We start from the raw sequence: 21,834 nt of genomic DNA, 5'->3' as shown, positions 1-21,834 counted from the left end.
GTTTCTTTTTGCCTGTCGAAAGCTTCGAAGAACCAGGGCTTCGTCGTAGAGTAGACCCACCTGCTGCAAATACCGATTCGAGAGCCCCCGATGAGCACCTCCCACCTGTTTGCCCTCACCCCCGGTGAGCCCGCCGGCATCGGCCCCGACCTCTGCCTGCTGCTGGCCCGCGAAGCGCAACCACACCCGCTGGTGGCCGTCGCCAGTCGTCAGTTGCTGGCCGAGCGCGCCGCCCTGCTCGGGCTGAAGATCGATCTGCGGGAAGTCGGCCCCGGGCATTGGCCCAGCGCCGCCGCTCCGGCCGGCACCCTGTACGTCTGGGACACCCCACTGGCCGCTCCAGTCGAGCCCGGCAAGCTGGACCAGGCCAACGCCGCCTATGTGCTGGAAACCCTGACTCGTGCCGGCCAGGGCTGCCTGGACGGTCATTTCGCCGGGATGATCACCGCGCCGGTGCACAAGGGCGTGATCAACGAAGCCGGCATCGCCTTCTCCGGCCACACCGAATTCCTCGCCGACCTCACCCACACCGCCCAGGTGGTGATGATGCTAGCTACCCGCGGCCTGCGCGTCGCCCTGGTGACCACCCACCTGCCGCTGCGGCAGATCGCCGATGCCATCACTCCGGATCGCCTGGAGCGCGTCACCCGCATCCTGCATGCCGACCTGCGCGACAAGTTCGGCCTGGCCAACCCGCGCATTCTGGTCTGCGGCCTGAACCCCCATGCCGGCGAAGGCGGCCACCTCGGCCACGAGGAGATCGACGTCATCGAGCCGACCCTGGAGCGCCTGCGCACCGAGGGCATGCAACTGATCGGCCCGCTGCCGGCCGACACCCTGTTCACCCCCAAGCACCTGGAGCATTGCGACGCGGTGCTGGCCATGTACCACGACCAGGGCCTACCAGTACTCAAGTACAAGGGCTTCGGCGCGGCGGTGAACGTGACGCTGGGCCTGCCGATCATCCGCACCTCGGTGGACCACGGCACCGCGCTGGATCTTGCCGGCACCGGCCGGATCGACAGCGGCAGCCTGCAGGTCGCCCTGGAAACCGCCTACCAGATGGCCGAAGCCGGCGCCGCCGCGCGCTGATCCACGGCCCTCCGTTCGGCCAGCGTTTCGTGCTGGCCGCGCCGGGCTGGTAAACTGATGGTTTTTCCGCCTCCAGCCGGCCGCCACAAGCGCCCGGCTGCTCTCCGGAGCCTTCGATGTCCGAACTCTTCCAGCACCGCGCCCGTAAACGCTTTGGGCAGAACTTCCTGCATGACGCCGGGGTGATTCACAAGATCCTGCGCGCCATCGCCGCCAAGGAAGGCCAGCACCTGCTGGAAATCGGCCCGGGCCAGGGCGCCCTGACCGAAGGCCTGGTGGACAGCGGTGCGAAGCTCGACGTGATCGAGCTGGACCTGGACCTGATCCCGCAGCTGAAATGGCGCTTCGGCCTGAAGCCCAACTTCAGCCTGCACCAGGGCGACGCCATGAAGTTCGACTTCTCCACCCTCATGGCCTCTCCCGAGGACAAGCTGCGCGTGGTCGGCAACCTGCCCTACAACATCTCCACGCCGCTGATCTTCCACCTGCTGGACCATGCCTCGCTGATCCAGGACATGCACTTCATGCTGCAGAAGGAAGTGGTGGAGCGCCTGGCCGCCGAGCCGGGCAACGGCGACTGGGGTCGCCTGTCGATCATGGTGCAGTACTTCTGCCGCGTGGATTACCTGTTCACCGTCGGCCCCGGAGCGTTCAACCCGCCGCCCAAGGTCGAGTCGGCCATTGTTCGTCTGGTGCCCTACGCCGAGCCACCGCATCCGGCCAAGGATCACCGCGTACTGGAACGCATTGTCCGCGAAGCCTTCAACCAGCGCCGCAAGACCCTGCGCAACACCCTGCGTACGCTGATGAGCGTCGAGGATATCGAAGCCGCGGGCGTCGACCCGACTCTGCGCCCCGAGCAGCTGAGCGTCGCCGACTTCGTCAGCCTGGCCAACCGCTACAGCGCAACCAACCCGGAAGCCGAGCAAGGACCGACCGCATGAGCGATCCCCGCTACCAGGTCAGCGTCAGCGTCACCACCCGCCACCTGCCCGAGCAGTCCCAGCCGGAGCAGCAGCGCTATGTGTTCGCCTACACCGTGACCATCCACAACCACGGCGAGCTGGCCGCCAAGCTGCTGACCCGCCACTGGATCATCACCGACGGCGACGGTCATGTGCAGGAAGTGCGCGGCGCCGGCGTGGTCGGCGAGAAACCGCTGATCGAGCCGGGCGCCAGCCATACCTACACCAGCGGCACCGTGATGGCCACCAAGGTCGGCAGCATGCATGGCAGCTACCAGATGGTCGCCACCGACGGGCACCACTTCGACGCCGAGATCCCGGCCTTCCGCCTCGCAGTCCCCGGAGCGCTGCACTGATGGCAACCTACGCCGTCGGCGACCTGCAGGGCTGCCTGGAACCGCTCAAGTGCCTGCTTGAGCAGGTGAAGTTCGACCCGGCCCAGGACAAGCTGTGGCTGGTGGGCGACCTGGTCAACCGCGGCCCGGCGTCCCTGGAAACCCTGCGCTTCCTCTACGGCATGCGCGATTCACTGGTCTGCGTACTGGGCAACCATGACCTGCACCTGATCGCCGTCGCCTATAACGCCGAGCGCCTGAAGAAGAACGACACCCTGCGCGAGATCGTCGAGGCGCCGGACTGCGCGCAACTGATCGAATGGCTGCGGCAGATGCCGCTGGTCCACCACGACGCCCAGCGCGACATCACCCTGGTGCACGCCGGCATCCCGCCGCAGTGGGACATCGACAAGTCCCTGCAGCGCGCTGCCGAAGTCGAAGCCGCCCTGCGCGACGACGCCCAGCTGCCGATGTTCCTCGATGGCATGTACGGCAACGAGCCGGCCAAGTGGGACAAGAAGCTCACCGGTATCGCGCGCCTGCGGGTGATCACCAACTACTTCACGCGCATGCGTTTCTGCACCCCCGAAGGCAAGCTCGACCTGAAATCCAAGGAAGGCCTGGACACCGCACCGCCCGGCTACGCCCCCTGGTTCAGCTATGCCGAACGCAAGGCCGCCGGGCGCAAGATCATCTTCGGCCACTGGGCCGCGCTGGAAGGCCAGTGCAACGTGCCCGGCCTGTTCGCCCTCGACACCGGCTGCGTGTGGGGCGGCAGCATGACACTGATGAACATCGACACCCTCGAGCGCATCCACTGCAGCTGCGCCGACAAACCAGAATGATTGCAGCGCAGCCAGAGGCTGCGCGCCTTGCGAGGTAATCCCATGAGCGACTTCAAGCGCATCGCCCCCGACCAGGCCCAGCAACTGCGCGAAAGCGGCGCCCAGGTCGTCGACATCCGCGACCCGCAGAGCTACGCGACGGGCCACATCAGCGGCTCGCGGCACATCGACAACTACTCGGTGGCCGACTTCATCCGCGAGGCCGACATGGACGCGCCGCTGGTCGTGGTCTGCTACCACGGCAACTCCAGCCAGAGCGCGGCGGCCTATTTCGTCCAGCAGGGCTTCTCCGAGGTCTACAGCCTCGATGGCGGCTTCGAACTGTGGCGCAGCGTCTATCCCGCGGATACCAGCGCTGGCGGCGCTGACTGAAAGCCCCTACGAAAGGGGCGGATTTGCCCCTTCAAAAAATCTGTAACTTCTCGCTCTTTCGTCCTTTACACACTGAAGAACGAACTATCCTTTCCCTCAGGCCATCCAAAAAAGGGAGAGCCGGCACACCGGCTTCCGGTTAATCGGCAGTGACCATTGGGGCGGATCAGGGCAGTGGCCAGGTTCCGTTGGAGTTCTGGGGGATTCTCGCCGGTAAGCACTGGCAGCCCGACCGCACCCGCACAGACCGATCCGGCGCCGGCTCCATGCATCGAGCGAGGAGACGTCATGAGCATTTTCAGTCACTTCCAGGAACGCTTCGAAGCGACCCGTCAAGAAGAGTACTCCCTCCAGGAGTACCTGGATCTCTGCAAGCAGGACAAGATCGCCTACGCCACCGCCGCCGAGCGGATACTGATGGCCATTGGCGAGCCTGAACTACTCGACACATCCGTCGATTCCCGCCTGTCGCGAATCTTCTCCAACAAGGTGATCCGCCGCTACCCGGCCTTTGCCGACTTCCATGGCATGGAAGAGTGCATCGACCAGATCGTCTCCTTCTTCCGCCACGCCGCCCAGGGCCTGGAAGAGAAGAAGCAGATCCTTTACCTCCTGGGCCCGGTTGGCGGTGGTAAATCCTCCCTCGCCGAGAAGCTCAAGCAACTGATGGAGCACGTGCCCTTCTACGCGATCAAGGGCTCGCCGGTGTTCGAGTCGCCTCTGGGGCTGTTCAACCCGGACGAAGACGGCGCCATCCTTGAGGAAGACTACGGCATCCCGCGCCGCTATCTGCGCTCGGTAATGTCGCCCTGGGCAACCAAGCGCCTCAACGAGTTCGGCGGCGACATCAGCCAGTTCCGCGTGGTCAAGCTGCACCCCTCGATCCTCAACCAGATCGCCATCGCCAAGACCGAACCGGGTGACGAGAACAACCAGGACATTTCCGCACTGGTCGGCAAGGTGGATATCCGCAAGCTGGAAGAATTCCCGCAGAACGACGCCGACGCCTACAGCTACTCGGGCGCCCTGTGCCGGGCCAACCAGGGCCTGATGGAATTCGTCGAGATGTTCAAGGCGCCGATCAAGGTCCTGCACCCCTTGCTCACCGCGACCCAGGAAGGCAACTACAACAGCACCGAAGGCCTCGGTTCCCTGCCCTACAGCGGCATCATCCTCGCCCACTCCAACGAATCGGAATGGCACAGTTTCCGCAACAACAAGAACAACGAGGCCTTCATCGACCGCATCTACATCGTCAAGGTGCCGTACTGCCTGCGCGTCTCCGACGAGATCAAGATCTACGACAAGCTGCTGATCAACAGCTCCCTGGCGCACGCCCACTGCGCGCCGGACACCCTGAAGATGCTCTCGCAGTTCTCCGTGCTGTCGCGCCTGAAGGAGCCGGAAAACTCCAACATCTATTCGAAGATGCGCGTCTATGACGGCGAGAACCTCAAGGACACCGATCCCAAGGCCAAGTCGATCCAGGAATACCGCGACACTGCCGGGGTCGACGAAGGCATGTCCGGGCTTTCCACCCGCTTCGCCTTCAAGATCCTCTCCAAGGTGTTCAACTTCGACCCCCATGAAGTCGCCGCCAACCCGGTACACCTGCTCTACGTGCTGGAACAGCAGATCGAGCAGGAGCAGTTCCCGCCGGAAACCCGCGAGCGCTACCTGCGCTTCCTGAAGGAATACCTGGCGCCGCGCTACGTCGAGTTCATCGGCAAGGAAATCCAGACCGCGTATCTGGAGTCCTACAGCGAGTACGGCCAGAACATCTTCGACCGCTACGTGCTGTACGCCGACTTCTGGATCCAGGACCAGGAATACCGCGACCCGGAAACCGGCGAAATCCTCAACCGCGCCGCCCTCAACGAGGAGCTGGAGAAGATCGAGAAACCGGCTGGCATCAGCAACCCGAAGGACTTCCGCAACGAAATCGTCAACTTCGTGCTGCGCGCCCGCGCCGGCAACAACGGCAAGAACCCCAGCTGGCTGTCGTACGAGAAGCTGCGTGTGGTGATCGAGAAGAAAATGTTCTCCAACACCGAGGACCTGCTGCCGGTCATCAGCTTCAACGCCAAGGCGAGCAAGGAGGATCAGCAGAAGCACAACGACTTCGTCAAACGCATGGTCGAGCGCGGCTACACCGAGAAGCAGGTGCGCCTGCTGTCGGAATGGTATCTGCGGGTTCGCAAGTCGCAGTAGTCTGCCATCGGCGCGGCGGCATTCCCGCCGCGCCGGTCGCCGTCGCATTCGGACCTGTCCGTGGCGGCTCCACGCCGCTGCGCAGCAGGCCCTGAGGAGCATTCATGAGCTACGTCATCGACCGGCGTCTGAACGGCAAGAACAAGAGCACGGTGAACCGCCAGCGCTTCCTGCGGCGTTACCGTGAGCACATCAAGAAGGCCGTCGAAGAGGCCGTCAGCCGCCGCTCCATCACCGACATGGAACACGGCGAGCAGATCAGTATTCCTGGCCGCGATATCGACGAGCCGGTCCTGCACCATGGTCGTGGCGGACGCCAGACGGTGATCCACCCCGGCAACAAGGAATTCACCACCGGCGAGCACATCCCGCGTCCCCAGGGCGGCGGCGGTGGCCGTGGCGCCGGCAAGGCGAGCAACCAGGGCGATGGGATGGACGACTTCGTCTTCCAGATCACCCAGGAAGAATTCCTCGACTTCATGTTCGAGGACCTGGAATTGCCCAACCTGGTCAAGCGCCACCTCACCGGCAGTGACACCTTCAAGACCGTGCGCGCGGGCATCAGCAACGAGGGCAACCCCTCGCGCATCAATATCGTGCGCACCCTGCGCTCGGCCCACGCGCGGCGTATCGCCCTGTCCGGCTCCACCCGCGGCAAGCTGCGTGCGGCGATAGCGGAGCTGGATCGCCTGAAGCGCGAAGAGCCGGACAACCTCGGCGACATCCAGGAGCTGGAGCAGAAGATCGCCGGCATGCGCGCACGCATCGACAAGGTGCCGTTCCTGGACACCTTCGACCTCAAGTACAACCTGCTGGTGAAGCAGCCCAACCCGACTTCCAAGGCCGTGATGTTCTGCCTGATGGACGTCTCCGGCTCCATGACCCAGGCCACCAAGGACATCGCCAAGCGCTTCTTCATCCTGCTGTACCTGTTCCTCAAGCGGAACTACGAGAAGATCGAAGTGGTGTTCATCCGCCACCACACCAGCGCCCGCGAGGTGGACGAGGAAGAGTTCTTCTATTCCCGCGAGACCGGCGGGACCATCGTCTCCAGCGCCCTGAAGCTGATGCAGGAGGTAATGGCCGAGCGTTATCCCACCAATGAATGGAACATCTATGCCGCCCAGGCTTCGGACGGCGACAACTGGAACGACGACTCGCCAGTCTGCCGCGACATCCTGATGAAGCAGATCATGCCCTTCGTCCAGTACTACACCTACGTCGAGATCACCCCGCGCGAGCACCAGGCGCTGTGGTTCGAGTACGAGAAGATCCGCGATACCTTCGAAGACAGCTTCGCCCAGCAGCAGATCGTCTCCGCCTCGGACATCTACCCGGTGTTCCGCGAGCTGTTCCAGAGGAGGCTCGTCGCATGAGCAAGCGCCAGCCGATCGCCACCGGCTCGGAGTGGACCTTCGAGCTGATCCAGCAATACGACCGCGAGATCAGTCGCCTCGCCGAGCGCTACGCGCTGGACACCTACCCCAACCAGATCGAGGTGATCACCGCCGAGCAGATGATGGATGCCTACGCCTCCGTCGGCATGCCCATCGGTTACAACCACTGGTCCTACGGCAAGCACTTCCTCAGCACGGAAAAGAACTACAAGCGCGGTCAGATGGGGCTGGCCTACGAGATCGTGATCAACTCCGACCCGTGCATCGCCTACCTGATGGAAGAGAACACCCAGTGCATGCAGGCACTGGTGATCGCCCACGCCTGCTACGGGCACAACAGCTTCTTCAAGGGCAACTACCTGTTCCGCACCTGGACCGACGCCACCTCGATCATCGACTACCTGGTGTTCGCCAAGTCCTACATCAACAAGTGCGAGGAGCGGTACGGCATCGACGCCGTGGAAGACCTGCTGGACTCCTGCCACGCCCTGATGAACTACGGTGTGGACCGCTACAAGCGGCCCTACCCGATCTCCGCCGAGGAAGAGAAACAGCGCCAGAAGGAACGCGAGGAGCAGATCCAGCGCCAGGTCAACGACCTCTGGCGGACCATTCCCAAGGCCGGCGGCAAGGACAAGGAGCAGGGCCTGGCCCGCTACCCCAGCGAGCCGCAGGAAAACATCCTCTACTTCATCGAGAAGAACGCCCCGCTGCTCGAACCCTGGCAGCGCGAAGTGGTGCGCATCGTGCGCAAGGTGGCGCAGTACTTCTACCCGCAGCGCCAGACCCAGGTGATGAACGAAGGCTGGGCCACGTTCTGGCACTACACCCTGATCAACGACCTCTATGACGAAGGCCTGGTCAGCGACGGCTTCATGATGGAGTTCCTCCAGTACCACACCAGCGTGGTTTACCAGCCCGGCTTCGACAGCCCCTATTACAGCGGCATCAACCCCTATGCGCTGGGCTTCGCCATGTACCGCGACATCCGCCGCATCTGCGAGAACCCCACGGATGAGGACAAGCGCTGGTTCCCCGACATCGCCGGCAGCGACTGGCTGGCCACCATCAAGTTCGCCATGAAGAGCTTCAAGGACGAGAGCTTCGTCCTGCAGTTCCTCTCGCCCAAGGTGATCCGCGAGTTCAAGCTGTTCAGCATCCTCGACGACGACCAGAAGGACGACATGCTGGTCGACGCCATCCACGACGACGACGGTTACCGCAAGATCCGCGAAACCCTGGCCGCGCAGTACAACCTCGGCAACCGCGAGCCGAACATCCAGATCTGGGACGTCGACCGCCGCGGCGACCGCTCGCTGACCCTGCGCCACCAGCAGCACGACCGCAAACCGCTGGGGGAATCCACCGACGACGTGCTCAGGCACCTGCACCGCCTGTGGGGCTTCGACATCCACCTGGAGACCCTGCAGGGCGAGAACATCGTCAACACCTTCCACATGCCCCCAAAGGGTGAACGCGACAGCGAAGAGGGCTACCCGCGTCTCGACCTGATCATCCCACCCATTTGATCGGTTGACCGGGGCAGCAGGCGTGACAAGCATGGCGGCAACCCCGCTGGAGACCGCCATGCGTCTGTTCGCCATTCTCCTGCTCTGCCTTGCTGTCGCGACCTGCAGCAACCCCGTCCCCCACGCCCAGGTCGCGCATCCCGCCGATGCGCGCCTGGCCGGGCTGCGCGATTTCCAGCTGATGCCGCCGGAAAACGCCGTCGACGCCCTGCCCTACCGCAGCCGCTATCCCCTGATCAACGCCCAGGTGCGTCAGGGCCTGATCGAGCGTGGCTACCGCGAGAGCGCCGCACCGCAACTACGCGTCTACTACTGGCTGGCGCTGCAGGACGCGCCGCTGGAGTTCAAGGTCGACGTGCCGCCGCCCGACCCGCTCGGCCCCTACCTCGCCATCCACCGTCTGCGCGATGAAACCGGCACCCTGCGCCTGCGCCTTACCGACGCGCAGGAGCAGACACTCTGGGAAGGCACCGTCAGTACCGGCCTGAGCCCCGCGCACGCCAGCGCCGCCCTGCTGCAGGACGCCATCGGCGCCCTCGTCCAACAGATTCCCCCCGCCGCGCCGTAGCCGCATACATCGTAGGAGCGGACTCCGTCCGCGATGGCATCCGGCGCGACGCGGACCTATCGCGGACGTAGTCCGCTCCTACGCGCGAGCCCAACATTCCGCCGCGCTTGCCCCCCCCGTCACAAACCCCGAAGCTATCCCCAGAACAGGAGACAGCTTCATGCAGATCTACAAGGTGGGCGGCGCCGTGCGCGATCGCCTGCTCGGCATCCCCTTCAGCGACACCGACTGGGTGGTGGTCGGCGCCAGCGCCGACGAAATGCTCGCCCAGGGCTACCGCCCGGTCGGCGCCGACTTCCCGGTCTTCCTCCACCCGAAGACCGGCGAGGAATACGCCCTCGCCCGCACCGAGCGCAAAAGCGGGCGCGGCTACGGCGGCTTCACCTTCTACGCCAGCCCCGACGTTACGCTGGAAGAAGACCTGATCCGCCGCGACCTGACCATCAATGCCATGGCCGAGGACGACGACGGCCAGGTCGTCGATCCCTACCATGGCCAGAAGGACCTCGAAGCCCGCCTGCTGCGCCACGTCTCCCCGGCCTTCGCCGAAGACCCGCTGCGTGTGCTGCGCGTCGCCCGCTTTGCCGCGCGCTATGCGCCGATGGGCTTCAGCGTGGCGCCGGAAACCCTGGCGCTGATGCGCGAGCTGTCGGAATCCGGCGAGCTGGAAGCGCTGACCGCCGAACGCAGCTGGAAGGAAATCTCCCGTGCCCTGATGGAGTCGCGCCCGGACGTGTTCATCCAGGTCCTGCGCGACTGCGGCGCCCTGGCCGTGCTGATGCCGGAAGTCGATGCCCTGTTCGGCGTGCCGCAGCCACCGCAGCACCATCCGGAGGTGGATACCGGCGAGCACGTGCTGGCCGTGCTGCGCGAATGTGCGAAGTACAACCAGCCACTGAGCGTGCGCTGGGCTTGCCTGGTGCACGACGTCGGCAAGGGCGAGACCCACGAGGAAGAATGGCCCAAGCACCACGCCCACGAACACCTGGGCCTGCCGCTGATCGACGCGATCAACGCGCGCTTCAAGGTCCCGCGGGACTGCCAGGAGCTGGCGCGGCTGGTGGGCGAGTACCACACCCACTGCCACCGCGCGCTGGAACTGCGGCCGAACACCCTCCTCGAGCTGCTGCAGTCCTTCGACGTCTACCGCCGACCACAGCGCTTCGAGGAGTTCCTCGCCGCCAGCGAGATGGACGCCCGTGGCCGCCATGGACTGGAAGACCGCGACTACCCGCAGGCCGAGTACCTGCGTGGCGCCGCACAGGCCGCCCGAGCCGTCGCGGTGCAGCCATTGCTGGAAAAGGGCTACAAGGGCGCCGAGCTGGGTGAAGCGCTCAAGCGCGAGCGCCTGACGGCCTTGAAGGCCTACAAGGAAAGCCACAATGGCTGAAGGTGACGGGATAACCCTGTAGGAGCGAGCTTGCTCGCTCCTACAGAAAAGCGGTTACGACGCCGCGCAGGCCTCGATCAACGCCGCCGGCGTCAGCTCCACGCCGCGCCATTGGAAGGGCACCGGCCAGAGCTTCTGCGCGATCTGCGCGTCCGCCCACAGGCTGGCAAACGAACGCTGCGTCCCCGGATGCTTCATCTCGGGCGCCAGCAGCGCCAGCGGCCAGAGTACGAAGGCGTTCTTCAGCACCTCGGCACGCGGCAGCGTCAGGCCGTCGAACTCGCCGTGCAGGTCGCCATACAGCAGCACGTCGATATCCAGCGGCAACCCTTTGCGCTCCGGCGCATAGCGACCGTTGTCCGCCTCGATGTGCTTGAGCCGCAGGCTCAGCTCCGCCAATGGCAGATCGGTGCGCGCAACGATCACGAAGTTGTAGAAGGGGCCGCTGCGGATGCCCACCGGCTCGCTCTCGAACACCGGCGAGCAGTGGATGTCCTGGAGAAAGCCGTCCAGCGCCTCCAGCCCGGCGAGCAGGTGACGCTCACGGTCGAAGTTGCTGCCCAGACCGAGGTAGACCGTCGTCAGCGGCATCCGCGTTCGATCTCCACTCCCACGCCGATAGCAGCCGCGACGGCCCCAGGCTTGGTGACTTTCAGGCGCAGCCACTGGATGCCGAATTCCGCCATCAGCAGCTCGGCCAGGCGCTCGGCGAAGGTTTCCACCAGCTGGAAGTGCGCGTCACGGGCGAAGGCCATGACCCGCTCGGAGAGCACCGCGTAGTCCAGGGCCTTGGCGATATCGTCGTCGGCCGCTGCCGGGCGGTTGTCCCAGCCCAGCGTCAGGTCCAGGCGCAGGCACTGCCGGATACCCCGTTCCCAGTCGTAGACGCCGATCACGGTGTCTACTTCCAGCCCCTCGATGAAAACTCTGTCCACTGACTGCATGCTCCAAGGCGACACGACAAGCGGCCGGCGCCCCGTTAGAATCGGAAACGACCTCGTCTCCGGTGGAAACCATGTTCTGGTTCTTGGCGATCCTCGCCTACCTGCTCGGATCACTGTCCTTCGCGGTACTCCTCAGTCGCCTGTTCGGCACCGCCGACCCGCGCGCCAGCGGCTCGGGCAACCCCGGCGCCACCAACATGCTGCGCCTGGCCGGGAAGAAGATCGCTATCCTCACCCTGCTCGGCGATCTCGCCAAGGGGCTGGTTCCGGTGCTTTTCGCCCGGATGATCGGCCTGACCGACGTGGAACAGGCCTGGATCGGGCTGGCAGCGGTGATCGGCCACCTCTACCCGCTGTACTTCAACTTCCGCGGCGGCAAGGGCGTCGCCACCGCCGCCGGCATGCTGCTGGCGCTCTACCCGCCGGCCGCCCTGCTCGCGGCAGTAGCCTGGCTGGTCACCTTCAAGCTGTCGCGCACCAGTTCGCTGGCTTCCCTGGTGGCCACGCCGCTGACCCTGCCGCTGCTGGCCTGGCAGGAACCTTCGGCGCTGCTGCCGATGACCGTGCTCACCGGCCTGATCGTCTGGCGTCACCGCAGCAACCTGCGCGACCTGATCGCCGGGCGCGAGCGTCATTTCTAGAGCCACGAGCTTCCCGGCCCGCGTACTGCGCTGCAAGCGAAAAAACGGCCCATGCCGCTCAGAGCATGGGCCGCGTCGTTTGCAGCTTCATTATTCAGATCGCCGGCAGCGAATCCATTGGCCAACGTGCCTGCACGCCAATCGACGGGCCGTCCTGCTGCCCGGCCACCAACCGCTGGCAGCCAGCATAGGCGATCATCGCGCCGTTATCGGTGCAGAAGCGCGGGCGGGCGTAGAACACCTGGCCTTTCATCTCGCCGAGCATTTTCTCCAGATGCTGGCGCAGCGCCTGGTTGGCGCTGACGCCACCGGCGATCACCAGGCTCTTCAGGTGAGTCTGCTTGAGCGCGCGCTTGCACTTGATGGTCAGGGTCTCGACCACGGCGGTCTGGAACGCCAGGGCGATATCGCAGCGGGTCTGCTCGCTGTCGTCACCTTCGGCCACGCAGCGCTGCCAGGTGTTCAGGGCAAAGGTCTTGAGGCCGCTGAAACTGAAATCCAGCCCGGGACGGTCGGTCATCGGCCGCGGGAAGACGAAGCGACCGGCGGTGCCGCTCTCGGCAAGACGTGCGATCTCCGGACCACCGGGATAGGCCAGGCCAAGCAGTTTGGCGGTCTTGTCGAAGGCTTCACCGGCAGCGTCGTCCACCGACTCGCCGAGCACCTGGTACTGGCCGATGCCATCCACCCGCACCAGCTGGGTGTGACCGCCGGACACCAGCAAGGCGACGAACGGAAACTTCGGTGGCTGCTCTTCGAGCATTGGCGCCAACAGGTGGCCTTCCATATGGTGCACGCCGACAGCCGGTATGCCCCAGGCGAACGCCATGGCCTGGGCGCAGGAAGCACCGACCAGCAGTGCGCCCACCAGGCCGGGACCGGCGGTGTAGGCGATGGCGTCGATGTCTTCGGCGGTACGGCCGGAGTCGGCCAGCACCTGGCGAATCAGCGGCAGCATGCGCTTGACGTGATCACGGGAGGCCAGCTCGGGAACCACGCCGCCGTATACGCGGTGCAGGTCGATCTGGCTGAACAGCGCGTCGGCCAGCAGGCCTTTTTCGCTGTCGTACAGGGCGACGCCGGTCTCGTCGCAGGAGGTTTCCAACCCCAGCACTAGCATGGGTTTGAGCCTTTACTCTGGGCAAAATTGAAGCCGCGCATCATAATCGCCGGCTGGGCTTCGGACCAGTGCTTTTCGATCGGAGGCTTTGCATTCCTCCTTCCGAACGTTTAATATCCGCAACCCTTGAAAACCGCCGACTCCGAACAACCGTCAGGAGCGCGATAAATCCTCCGGTAATCATTGAAGGTACGACCTGGATGCCCGCCGTCAAAGTTAAAGAGAACGAACCCTTCGACGTAGCTCTGCGTCGTTTCAAGCGCTCCTGCGAAAAAGCAGGCGTACTGGCCGAAGTCCGTAGCCGTGAGTTCTACGAAAAGCCGACCGCCGAGCGTAAGCGCAAGGCCGCTGCCGCTGTTAAGCGTCACGCCAAGAAAGTGCAGCGCGAACAGCGCCGCCGCGAGCGCCTGTACTGAGTTACAGCGCTTCGTCGCACGCTTTCCGCATCGCCCGGCCCACTCGCCGGGCGAGTGCCTGAAACCAGGCACCCCACTCCGATTCGCATTCGCGGACTTCGGAGTTTTTGCTTTTCCAGCCCCATGCTTAGTCTCAAGCCTCGCACGCGGCTCCAACGCCCCGAGCTATGCTTGGGTCCACCCTGCGTCCCGATGAGTCTATGGCCGGCCTGATTCCACAATCCTTCATCGATGACCTGCTCAACCGCACCGACATTCTCGATGTGGTGAGTTCGCGCATCCAGCTGAAGAAGACCGGCAAGAACTACAGCGCCTGCTGCCCGTTCCACAAGGAGAAGACACCCTCCTTCACCGTCAGCCCGGACAAGCAGTTCTATTACTGCTTCGGCTGCGGCGCCGGCGGCAACGCGCTCGGCTTCATCATGGACCACGACCAGCTGGACTTCGTCCAGGCAGTCGAGGACCTGGCCAAGCGCGCCGGCATGGACATCCCCCGCGAGGAAGGCCGGCGCGGCAACAAGCCTCGCCAGCCGGTCGACTCGCCGCTCTACCCGCTACTGGCCGCCTCCGCCGAGTTCTACCGCCAGGCACTCAAAGGCCACCCGGCGCGCAAGGCCGCGGTGGAGTACCTCAAGGGCCGCGGCCTGACCGGCGAGATCGCCCGCGACTTCGGCCTGGGCTTCGCCCCGCCGGGCTGGGACAACCTGCTGAAGAACCTGGGCGGCGACAACCTGCAGCTCAAGGCCATGCTCGACGCCGGCCTTTTGGTGGAGAACCCCGACAGCGGCAAGCGCTACGACCGCTTCCGCGACCGGGTGATCTTCCCCATCCACGACAGCCGCGGGCGGGTGATCGCCTTCGGCGGCCGGGTGCTGGGCGACGACAAGCCGAAATACCTGAACTCGCCGGAAACCCCGGTCTTCCATAAAGGGCAGGAGCTCTACGGCCTGTACGAGGCACGGAAGAACAACCGGGATCTCGACGAGATCATGGTGGTCGAAGGCTACATGGACGTCATCGCACTGGCCCAGCAAGGCATCCGCAATGCGGTCGCCACCCTGGGCACGGCCACCAGTGAAGAACACATCAAGCGGCTGTTCCGCATCGTGCCGAACATCCTCTTCTGCTTCGACGGCGACCAGGCCGGCCGCAACGCCGCCTGGCGTGCGCTGGAGTCGGCGCTGAGCAATCTGCAGGACGGGCGCAAGGTGCGCTTCCTGTTCCTGCCCGAGGGCGAGGACCCGGACAGCCTGGTCCGCGCCGAAGGCCCGGATGCGTTCCGCGCCCGCCTCGCCCACCAGGCCCAGCCGCTGGCGGATTACTTCTTCCAGCAACTGACCCAGGAAGCCGACCCCAGCACGCTGGAGGGCAAGGCGCACCTGGCGACCCTGGCCGGGCCGCTGCTGGAGAAGATTCCCGGCAACACCCTGCGCCTGCTGATGCGCCAGCGCCTGGGCGAAATTACCGGCCTGTCCGCCGAAGCGCTCAGCCAGATCGGCGCACCGCGCTCGGGCCTCACTGGCCAGGGCAAGGCCGGCCATGCGCCCGCTCCGGCCAAGGCGCAAGGCTCGGATCAGCACGCGCACGAATACGCCGACTACGACATGGGCCAGTTCGCCGGCCAGTTCGCAGAGCATGGCGACAGTCATTACCAGGATGCTTCGAACTACTTCGAGGCGCCGCAGGAGTTTTCCGCCGGCAACGGCGGCGCCAAGCAGGGCAAGAAGCCCTGGAAGGGCGATCGCAAATGGGACGGCAAGGGCAAGAAGGGCGACTTCACGCCGCGCCAGCCACGCACCGAGATCAGCGTCGAATCGCCGACCCTGACCGCGCTGCGCACCTTGCTGCACCATCCTCAACTGGCGCAGAGCGTCGAGGATGCGAGCCACTTCTCCAACGAGGGACAGACCTATTCGCAACTGCTCGCCGCACTGGTCGAAGCGTTGCAGAAGAATCCGAAACAGAGCTCGATGCACCTCATCGCGCGCTGGCACGGAACTCCCCAGGGGCGCCTGCTGCAGGTGCTGGCGGGGAAAGAATGGCTGATCGACGACGGCAATCTTGAAAAGCAGTTCGTCGACACCATTACTACACTTGCACACAACCAACTGCACAGCAGCCGCGAAGCCCGCCTGCACAGCGTGCTGCGAAAGAATCCCAGTGAACTGACCGACGAAGAGAAAGCGTTACTGCGGGAGCACTACAGCACCCCCTCTTCAACAGGCAGCCAGAGCTGAACTGGCGCCTGAAGCCTCGAATCTGGTATAATCCTCGGCTTATTTCAGCCCGCCAAGACCTTCAGTGGATAGGGTGTTATGTCCGGAAAAGCGCAACAGCAATCTCGTCTCAAAGAGTTGATCACCCGTGGTCGTGAGCAGGGTTACCTGACTTACGCGGAGGTCAACGACCACCTGCCGGAGGATATCTCTGATCCGGAACAGGTAGAAGACATCATCCGCATGATCAACGACATGGGGATCAACGTATTCGAGACAGCCCCGGATGCGGATGCCCTGCTGCTGGCGGAAACCGATACCGATGAAGCTGCCGCCGAAGAAGCTGCTGCCGCCCTTGCCGCGGTAGAGAGCGACGTTGGCCGTACGACCGACCCGGTGCGCATGTACATGCGTGAAATGGGTACCGTGGAACTGCTGACCCGCGAAGGCGAGATCGAAATCGCCAAACGCATCGAGGAAGGCATCCGCGAGGTCATGAGCGCCATCGCCCAGTTCCCGGGCGCGGTGGACGGCATTCTCGAAGAGTACAACCGCATCGTCGCCGAAGGCGGCCGCCTGTCTGACGTCCTCAGTGGCTACATCGACCCGGATGACGGCACCCTGCCGGCCGAAGAAGTCGAGCCGGTCGGTCTGAAAGACGACGCCGAAGCCAAGGACAAGGACAAGGACGAAGAGGACGAAGAGTCCGACGGCGACAGCGAGGAAGAAGAAGGCGACGGCGGTCCGGATCCGGAAGAAGCCGCTCGTCGTTTCGGCGCCGTTTCCGAGCAGCTGGAAAAAGCCAAGAAGGCACTGAAGAAGCACGGCCGTGGCAGCAAGCAGGCGACCGAAGAACTGGTCGCCCTGGCCGAACTGTTCATGCCGATCAAGCTCGTGCCCAAACAGTTCGACGTGCTGGTCGCCAAGGTCCGCGATTCGCTGGACAGCGTCCGCCGCCAGGAACGCGCCATCATGCAACTGTGCGTGCGTGATGCCCGCATGCCGCGTGCCGACTTCCTGCGCCAGTTCCCCGGCCACGAAACCGACACCGCCTGGGTCGACTCCGTACTCAAGGGCAAGCCCAAGTACGCCGAGGCCATCGAACGCCTGCGTGACGACATCCTGCGCAACCAGCAGAAGCTGGTCGACCTGGAAACCAGCTCGCAGCTGACCGTTGCCGAGATCAAGGACGTCAACCGCTCCATGTCCATCGGCGAGGCGAAAGCCCGTCGTGCGAAGAAGGAAATGGTCGAGGCGAACCTGCGTCTGGTGATCTCCATCGCCAAGAAGTACACCAACCGCGGCCTGCAGTTCCTCGACCTGATCCAGGAAGGCAACATCGGCCTGATGAAGGCGGTGGACAAGTTCGAATACCGTCGCGGCTACAAGTTCTCGACCTACGCCACCTGGTGGATTCGCCAGGCGATCACCCGTTCGATCGCCGACCAGGCCCGCACCATCCGTATTCCGGTGCACATGATCGAGACGATCAACAAGCTCAACCGTATCTCCCGCCAGATGCTGCAGGAGATGGGCCGTGAACCGACCCCGGAAGAGCTGGGCGAACGCATGGACATGCCGGAAGACAAGATCCGCAAGGTCCTGAAGATCGCCAAGGAACCGATCTCCATGGAAACGCCGATCGGTGACGACGAAGACTCGCACCTGGGCGACTTCATCGAGGACTCCACCATGCAGTCGCCGATCGAAGTGGCGACCAGCGAGAGCCTCAAGGAAGCCACCCGCGAAGTCCTCGCCGGCCTCACCGCTCGCGAAGCCAAGGTCCTGCGCATGCGCTTCGGCATCGACATGAATACCGACCACACCCTCGAGGAAGTCGGCAAGCAGTTCGATGTAACCCGTGAGCGTATCCGTCAGATCGAAGCCAAGGCGCTGCGCAAGCTGCGCCACCCGTCGCGAAGCGAGCATCTGCGCTCCTTCCTCGACGAGTGACGAAGAACCCCCGGCCAAAACCGGGGGTTTTTCTTTGGGCCTTCCATCGGGCAAAGTGCCACGTCTACACTTCGGCATAGTCCCCCCTGGAATGAGGCCCTTCATGCCGCGTCTGCAGGCAGTTCTACTGTGGTGCCTCGCATTCTGGGCGGGACAGGCATTCGCCCTGAGCCTCACGCCCGAGGAGCAGCAGTGGCTGCAGGCGCACCCCACGCTGCGCCTGGGCGTCGACGCCTCCTGGCCCCCCTTCGAGTTCCGCGACGCGCAAGGCCACTATCAGGGGCTCGCCCCGACTTACGTGGAGTACCTCAGCGAACAGCTCAAGGTGAAGCTGCAGTCGGTCGAGCCGAAGGACTGGAACGGCCTGCTGCAACAGGCCCGTGCCGACCAGGTCGACCTGCTCCCCGGCGTCATGGCCACACCCACGCGCCTCGACTACCTCAGTTTCACCCGCCCCTACCTCGACTTCCCGATCATCATCCTCGCCCGCCGCAACGGACCGGAGCCGGCGAACGTGAAGGAGCTGTACGGCCTGAGAGTCGGCGTGGTGGCCCATTACGCCCCCCACGAACTGCTGGTCGCCAACCACCCCGACCTCAACCTGCAGCCACTGCCGAGCATCGCCGCCGGCCTGCAGGCGCTGGCCACCGGTCAGGTGGACGCCTTCGTCGGCGACCTCGCCTCCAGCGTCTGGAACCTGCGCCAGCTCAAGCTCGAAGGCCTGCAGATCAGCGGCGAGACACCGTACCGCTACCAGCTGGCGATGGCCGTACCCAAGAACCAGACCATCCTGCTGGGTATCCTCGACAAGGTGCTCGCCGACATGAAGCCCGAGCAGATCGAGGCGCTGCAGGCGCCCTGGGTCGGCGGCCTGGTGGATCGCCGCAGCATCTGGCCCGAGGTGTTCCGCGTCGTACTCCCCATCGCCCTGCTCACCGCCCTCACCCTGCTGGTGCTGTTCACCATGAACCGCCGCCTGCGCGGCGAGATGCAGCGCCGCGAGAAGCTCGAACAGGCCCTGCGCGACAGCGAACAGCACTACCGTGGACTGGTGGAAAGCCTCACTGCCATCGCCTGGGAAATGCGCCTGGCGGAAAACCGCTTCACCTACGTCTCGCCCCACGCCCAGCGGCTGCTTGGCTACCCGATCAAGGACTGGCTGGAACCCGGCTTCTGGCAGCGCACCCTGCACCCCGAAGACGCCGAGCGCGCCATCCACTTCTGCCTCAGCGAGAGCCAGGCCGGACGCAACCACAGCTTCGACTACCGCATGCTCGCCGCCGATGGGCGGATCGTCTGGATTCGCGACATCGTCACGCTGATCCACCATGACGACGAGATGATCCTGCGCGGCCTGATGATCGACATCACCGAGGCCATGCACACCGAACAGGCCCTGCGCCTGTCCGAGCAGAAGTTCGCCTCGGTGTTCCACCACTGCCCGGACATCATCGTCCTCGCCCGGCGCGTCGACGGGCAGTTGCTGGCGGTGAACAGCACCTTCGAACGGCAGATCGGCATCCCCGCCAGCGAAGCGCTGGGCAAGACCTCCACCGAACTGGGCATCTGGGGCGAACCGGGCATGGGCCCGGCGATGCTCGCGCGCCTGCAGGGCGAGCCGCTGAACAACGTCGAGATCCCGCTCAACCGCCGCGACGGCACGCGCTTCACCGCCCTGCTCTCGGCCCAGCACATCGTCCTCGACGACACCCCGGCGCTGGTGGTGGTGGTGCGCAACATCTCCCAGGTCAAGGAAACCCAGGAACAACTGCGCGTCTCCGAGGAAAAGTTCGCCAAGGCCTTCCACGCCTCCCCCGACGGCATGCTCATCTCGCGCATCAGCGACGGCCGCCTGGTAGAAGTGAACCAGGGCTTCACCCGCATCACCGGGTACAGCCGCGAAGAAGCCGCCGAGCGCTCCACGCTGGACCTGCGCCTGTGGGCCAACCCGGCCGACCGCAGCAAGCTGCTGGGCATTCTCGACAACGCTTCCAGCGCCCCGGACTTCACCGCGCCGATTCGCACCCGCGACGGCGGCCTGCGCCTGTGCGAGCTGTCCGCCCACCGCATCACCATCGGCAATGACGACTGCATGCTGACCATCGCCCGGGACATCACCGAGCAGCAGCAGATGCAGGAGAAGCTCCGCCTTGCCGCCACCGTCTTCGAAAGCACCGCCGAAGGCGTGATGATCACCGACGCGCACCAGCAGATCGTCGCGGTCAACCGCGCCTTCAGCGAAATCACCGGCTACAGCGAGCAGGAAGCCCTCGGCAACTCGCCGCGCCTGCTTGCCTCCGGCCAGCACGACACCAGTTTCTACGTGGCCCTCTGGCACCAGCTCAACGCCGAAGGTCACTGGCAGGGCGAAATCTGGAACCGGCGGAAGAACCAGGAACTGTACCCGGAGTGGCTGACCGTCAGCGCCGTGCGCAACGCCGACGGCGAACTGACCCACTACGTCGGCGTCTTCGCCGACATCTCCACCCTCAAGTACGCCCAGGCGCGGCTCGACTACCAGGCCCACCACGACCCGCTCACCGGCCTGCCCAACCGCCTGCTGTTCGAAAGCCGCCTCAACGCCTCGCTCAAGGAAGCCCAGGAAGACGATCACCACGGCGCGGTGATGTTCCTCGACCTCGACCGCTTCAAGCACATCAACGACAGCCTCGGCCACCCCGTCGGCGACCTGCTGCTGAAATCCATCGCCACCCGCCTGCGCGAGCAACTGCGCGACGTCGACACCGTAGCCCGTCAGGGCGGCGACGAATTCATCATCCTGCTGCCCGGCCTGCACCACGCACTGGACGCCGAGCACGTAGCGAACAAACTGCTGGTCTGCTTCGACAAGCCGTTCATCGCCGGCGAGCAGGAGTTCTTCGTCAGCGCCAGCATTGGCATCTGCCTCTATCCCAGCGACGGCGGCGACGTCGCCACCCTGGTGAAGAACGCCGACGCCGCGATGTACCGGGCGAAAGCTCAGGGCCGCAACCGCGTCGAGTTCTACACCCGCGAACTGACCTTCCAGGCCACCGAGCGCATGGCCCTGGAACACGAACTGCGCCGTGCCCTGGAAAGCGACCAGCTGCAGCTCTACTACCAGCCCAAGCTGTCCCTCGCCAGCGGCCAGCTCGTAGGAGCGGAGGCGCTGATCCGCTGGAAGCATCCGCAATTCGGCGCGATTTCTCCGGACCGTTTCATCCCCCTGGCCGAGGAAAACGGCCTGATCCTGCCGCTGGGCGACTGGGTGCTGCGCGAAGCCTGCCGGCAGATGAGCCGCTGGCAGGACAGCCACGCCGCCTTCGGCCCGCTGTCGGTCAACCTCGCCGGCGCGCAACTGCGCCAGACCAACCTGGTCGAGCGCATCCAGGAACTGCTCGCCCACTACAACCTGCAGCCCTCGCGCCTGCAACTGGAGATCACCGAAAGCTTCCTCATGCACCAGACCGAGGAAGCCCTGTCGATCCTCCACAGCCTCAAGCGCGCGGGCGTGCAACTGGCCATCGACGACTTCGGCACCGGCTACTCCTCGCTCAGCTACCTGAAGCAACTGCCACTGGACACCCTGAAGATCGACCAGTCTTTCGTCCACGGCCTGCCGGACGACCCCCACGACGCCGCCATCGCCCGCGCCATCATCGCCCTGGGCCGCAGCATGAACCTCACGGTAATCGCCGAAGGCGTGGAACACGAAGCCCAGGAACGCTTCCTCGAAGCCGAAGGCTGCGACCAGATCCAGGGCTATGCCCTCAGCGCGCCACTGCCGGCCGATGCCTTTGCCAACAGGTTCCTGGTCCCGCTGCATCCGGTTGGCGCGAGCCAGAACGCCCCGGTATAATC

General features: G+C 64.7%; 18 protein-coding genes. 15 read left to right on the top strand and 3 right to left on the bottom strand.

Features of this window, described 5'->3' with window-relative positions; all coding sequences use genetic code 11:
- Positions 1-90 precede the first annotated feature (90 nt).
- The 10 genes from pdxA (at position 91) to J2T47_RS03990 (ending at position 10,704) form a co-directional block, all read left to right on the top strand.
- Entirely contained in the window at positions 91-1,092 is a 1,002-nt protein-coding gene (pdxA, locus tag J2T47_RS04035; protein WP_253442588.1) for a 4-hydroxythreonine-4-phosphate dehydrogenase PdxA, read from the top strand.
- 116 nt (positions 1,093-1,208) lie between these two features.
- On the top strand, positions 1,209-2,036 hold the full coding sequence (gene rsmA / locus J2T47_RS04030; protein ID WP_253442586.1) for a 16S rRNA (adenine(1518)-N(6)/adenine(1519)-N(6))-dimethyltransferase RsmA: 828 nt from the start codon (positions 1,209-1,211) through the stop codon (positions 2,034-2,036).
- The gene (gene apaG / locus J2T47_RS04025) at positions 2,033-2,413 is read left to right on the top strand and encodes a Co2+/Mg2+ efflux protein ApaG (protein ID WP_054908027.1); all 381 of its coding nucleotides are present in this window, start codon (positions 2,033-2,035) and stop codon (positions 2,411-2,413) included. The genes rsmA and apaG overlap by 4 nt, the downstream gene beginning before the upstream one ends.
- Positions 2,413-3,237: a symmetrical bis(5'-nucleosyl)-tetraphosphatase gene (locus J2T47_RS04020; RefSeq protein ID WP_253442584.1), complete on the top strand. Its 825-nt coding sequence runs from the start codon at positions 2,413-2,415 to the stop codon at positions 3,235-3,237. Before apaG ends, J2T47_RS04020 begins: the two co-directional genes overlap by 1 nt.
- A 42-nt stretch (positions 3,238-3,279) precedes the next feature.
- Positions 3,280-3,609: a thiosulfate sulfurtransferase GlpE gene (gene glpE, locus J2T47_RS04015; protein WP_138213009.1), complete on the top strand. Its 330-nt coding sequence runs from the start codon at positions 3,280-3,282 to the stop codon at positions 3,607-3,609.
- Between the two features lie 288 nt (positions 3,610-3,897).
- Positions 3,898-5,820 carry a PrkA family serine protein kinase gene (locus J2T47_RS04010; protein ID WP_045212719.1) on the top strand — a complete coding sequence of 641 codons (1,923 nt, stop codon included), beginning with the start codon at positions 3,898-3,900 and terminating at the stop codon, positions 5,818-5,820.
- Positions 5,821-5,924: 104 nt separating this feature from the next.
- Positions 5,925-7,196 carry a YeaH/YhbH family protein gene (locus tag J2T47_RS04005; RefSeq protein WP_045212721.1) on the top strand — a complete coding sequence of 424 codons (1,272 nt, stop codon included), beginning with the start codon at positions 5,925-5,927 and terminating at the stop codon, positions 7,194-7,196.
- The gene (locus J2T47_RS04000) at positions 7,193-8,746 is read left to right on the top strand and encodes a SpoVR family protein (protein WP_253442582.1); all 1,554 of its coding nucleotides are present in this window, start codon (positions 7,193-7,195) and stop codon (positions 8,744-8,746) included. The genes J2T47_RS04005 and J2T47_RS04000 overlap by 4 nt, the downstream gene beginning before the upstream one ends.
- Before the next feature lie 58 nt (positions 8,747-8,804).
- Complete coding sequence (locus J2T47_RS03995) at positions 8,805-9,314, top strand: DUF4136 domain-containing protein (RefSeq protein WP_253442722.1); 510 nt, start codon at positions 8,805-8,807, stop codon at positions 9,312-9,314.
- Between the two features lie 160 nt (positions 9,315-9,474).
- Positions 9,475-10,704 (top strand): multifunctional CCA addition/repair protein, encoded by a 1,230-nt coding sequence (locus J2T47_RS03990; RefSeq protein WP_253442580.1) that lies wholly within the window; start codon positions 9,475-9,477, stop codon positions 10,702-10,704.
- A 54-nt stretch (positions 10,705-10,758) separates the two neighbouring features.
- Here J2T47_RS03990 and folK read toward each other — a convergent pair whose 3' ends face one another.
- The gene (folK, locus tag J2T47_RS03985; protein ID WP_253442578.1) at positions 10,759-11,295 is read right to left on the bottom strand and encodes a 2-amino-4-hydroxy-6-hydroxymethyldihydropteridine diphosphokinase; all 537 of its coding nucleotides are present in this window, start codon (positions 11,293-11,295) and stop codon (positions 10,759-10,761) included.
- Entirely contained in the window at positions 11,286-11,639 is a 354-nt protein-coding gene (gene folB, locus J2T47_RS03980) for a dihydroneopterin aldolase (RefSeq protein WP_015475255.1), read from the bottom strand. The genes folK and folB overlap by 10 nt, the downstream gene beginning before the upstream one ends.
- Before the next feature lie 80 nt (positions 11,640-11,719).
- Between folB and plsY the strand changes: the two genes are divergently transcribed.
- The gene (gene plsY, locus J2T47_RS03975; protein ID WP_253442576.1) at positions 11,720-12,289 is read left to right on the top strand and encodes a glycerol-3-phosphate 1-O-acyltransferase PlsY; all 570 of its coding nucleotides are present in this window, start codon (positions 11,720-11,722) and stop codon (positions 12,287-12,289) included.
- 94 nt (positions 12,290-12,383) lie between these two features.
- On the opposite strand, the gene tsaD is transcribed toward plsY, so the two are convergent.
- Positions 12,384-13,409 carry a tRNA (adenosine(37)-N6)-threonylcarbamoyltransferase complex transferase subunit TsaD gene (tsaD, locus tag J2T47_RS03970; protein ID WP_253442574.1) on the bottom strand — a complete coding sequence of 342 codons (1,026 nt, stop codon included), beginning with the start codon at positions 13,407-13,409 and terminating at the stop codon, positions 12,384-12,386.
- 200 nt (positions 13,410-13,609) lie between these two features.
- On the opposite strand from tsaD, the gene rpsU reads away from it, so the two are divergent.
- The 4 genes from rpsU (at position 13,610) to J2T47_RS03950 (ending at position 21,832) form a co-directional block, all read left to right on the top strand.
- Complete coding sequence (rpsU, locus tag J2T47_RS03965; RefSeq protein WP_003085057.1) at positions 13,610-13,825, top strand: 30S ribosomal protein S21; 216 nt, start codon at positions 13,610-13,612, stop codon at positions 13,823-13,825.
- A 200-nt stretch (positions 13,826-14,025) separates the two neighbouring features.
- The gene (dnaG, locus tag J2T47_RS03960) at positions 14,026-16,062 is read left to right on the top strand and encodes a DNA primase (RefSeq protein WP_253442572.1); all 2,037 of its coding nucleotides are present in this window, start codon (positions 14,026-14,028) and stop codon (positions 16,060-16,062) included.
- A gap of 78 nt (positions 16,063-16,140) precedes the next feature.
- Positions 16,141-17,994, top strand: coding sequence for an RNA polymerase sigma factor RpoD (gene rpoD / locus J2T47_RS03955; protein WP_253442570.1), 1,854 nt, complete (start codon positions 16,141-16,143; stop codon positions 17,992-17,994).
- Between the two features lie 103 nt (positions 17,995-18,097).
- Positions 18,098-21,832, top strand: coding sequence for a bifunctional diguanylate cyclase/phosphodiesterase (locus tag J2T47_RS03950; protein ID WP_253442568.1), 3,735 nt, complete (start codon positions 18,098-18,100; stop codon positions 21,830-21,832).
- The last annotated feature ends 2 nt before the right edge of the window (positions 21,833-21,834 follow it).

Origin of the sequence: Pseudomonas nitroreducens, assembly GCF_024170165.1 — a bacterium.
In the GTDB taxonomy this organism is placed as follows: Bacteria; Pseudomonadota; Gammaproteobacteria; order Pseudomonadales; family Pseudomonadaceae; genus Pseudomonas; species Pseudomonas nitroreducens_C.
Note: the sequence above shows the minus strand (reverse complement) of the source record. Positions and strands in the feature narration are given on the sequence as shown.

Bases quoted from the DNA above. Each gene is read 5' to 3' on its own strand.
- pdxA (WP_253442588.1), top strand. From the start codon at position 91: ATGAGCACCTCCCACCTGTTTGCCCTCACCCCCGGTGAGCCCGCCGGC.
- rsmA (WP_253442586.1), top strand. From the start codon at position 1,209: ATGTCCGAACTCTTCCAGCACCGCGCCCGTAAACGCTTTGGGCAGAAC.
- apaG (WP_054908027.1), top strand. From the start codon at position 2,033: ATGAGCGATCCCCGCTACCAGGTCAGCGTCAGCGTCACCACCCGCCAC.
- J2T47_RS04020 (WP_253442584.1), top strand. From the start codon at position 2,413: ATGGCAACCTACGCCGTCGGCGACCTGCAGGGCTGCCTGGAACCGCTC.
- glpE (WP_138213009.1), top strand. From the start codon at position 3,280: ATGAGCGACTTCAAGCGCATCGCCCCCGACCAGGCCCAGCAACTGCGC.
- J2T47_RS04010 (WP_045212719.1), top strand. From the start codon at position 3,898: ATGAGCATTTTCAGTCACTTCCAGGAACGCTTCGAAGCGACCCGTCAA.
- J2T47_RS04005 (WP_045212721.1), top strand. From the start codon at position 5,925: ATGAGCTACGTCATCGACCGGCGTCTGAACGGCAAGAACAAGAGCACG.
- J2T47_RS04000 (WP_253442582.1), top strand. From the start codon at position 7,193: ATGAGCAAGCGCCAGCCGATCGCCACCGGCTCGGAGTGGACCTTCGAG.
- J2T47_RS03995 (WP_253442722.1), top strand. From the start codon at position 8,805: ATGCGTCTGTTCGCCATTCTCCTGCTCTGCCTTGCTGTCGCGACCTGC.
- J2T47_RS03990 (WP_253442580.1), top strand. From the start codon at position 9,475: ATGCAGATCTACAAGGTGGGCGGCGCCGTGCGCGATCGCCTGCTCGGC.
- folK (WP_253442578.1), bottom strand. From the start codon at position 11,295: ATGCCGCTGACGACGGTCTACCTCGGTCTGGGCAGCAACTTCGACCGT.
- plsY (WP_253442576.1), top strand. From the start codon at position 11,720: ATGTTCTGGTTCTTGGCGATCCTCGCCTACCTGCTCGGATCACTGTCC.
- tsaD (WP_253442574.1), bottom strand. From the start codon at position 13,409: ATGCTAGTGCTGGGGTTGGAAACCTCCTGCGACGAGACCGGCGTCGCC.
- rpsU (WP_003085057.1), top strand. From the start codon at position 13,610: ATGCCCGCCGTCAAAGTTAAAGAGAACGAACCCTTCGACGTAGCTCTG.
- dnaG (WP_253442572.1), top strand. From the start codon at position 14,026: ATGGCCGGCCTGATTCCACAATCCTTCATCGATGACCTGCTCAACCGC.
- rpoD (WP_253442570.1), top strand. From the start codon at position 16,141: ATGTCCGGAAAAGCGCAACAGCAATCTCGTCTCAAAGAGTTGATCACC.
- J2T47_RS03950 (WP_253442568.1), top strand. From the start codon at position 18,098: ATGCCGCGTCTGCAGGCAGTTCTACTGTGGTGCCTCGCATTCTGGGCG.